The following is a 640-nucleotide window of genomic DNA, read 5'->3' on the forward strand; positions in this document are numbered from 1 at the left end:
ATAGTCCGAGATAGCGTTGCCCTTAACAATAACAAAAGCTAACAGGCTAAATTTTATGACATCACAGAGCTTCCATCAGTCCGCTAGCTGTTCATGCACCACATCGAAAATCACCGTCAGAGCCCAACCTTTTTCTCGCTTTAAATGCCATTGCACTATTTGCCAAGAGATCTATAACAAGCCTTATGCAGAATTTGTCGTAGTCAATGCAAAAAATGTTGAGCTAAACAAATCTGATCAACTATTGTTTGCAAAATATCGTCGTCCTCCTGCTCTAACTAGAGGTATATGCCAAAACTGCCAATCTCCATTAGTTGGCTTTTTGAGGCTTGCGCCTTTTTTAAAACTGGCCTTTATTCCCATTGACCGTTTTGAAGACCCTGGCGCACTACCAGCAGCTCAAGGGCATATTTTTTATCACAGCAGAAGTGAAGAAATAGACGACAATTTACCGAAGTTTAGCGGATACTGGAAAAGCGAACTGGCGGTGAGCCAATCTGTACTTAAGGGATTAATACAACATTAGGTTAACTGAGCACTCTAGTAATTCTTATGCTTTAATATAAGACACTAGTTCTATCGTTATAAAGGCTTATTTCGAGCATACTCAAATATTATCTTATATTATTGCTTTGCATTT

1 protein-coding gene is annotated in these 640 nt (G+C 38.9%); it reads left to right on the plus strand.

All coding sequences use genetic code 11. The features are described 5' to 3' along the window. Positions 1–55: 55 nt before the first annotated feature. Positions 56–526 carry a GFA family protein gene (locus tag A3729_RS07900; RefSeq protein WP_068507378.1) on the plus strand — a complete coding sequence of 157 codons (471 nt, stop codon included), beginning with the start codon at positions 56–58 and terminating at the stop codon, positions 524–526. Positions 527–640 lie beyond the last annotated feature (114 nt).

The organism is Oleiphilus sp. HI0043, from assembly GCF_001634935.1.

Excerpts from the sequence above, each read along its gene's own strand:
- A3729_RS07900 (WP_068507378.1), top strand. The coding sequence starts at position 56 with ATGACATCACAGAGCTTCCATCAGTCCGCTAGCTGTTCATGCACCACA.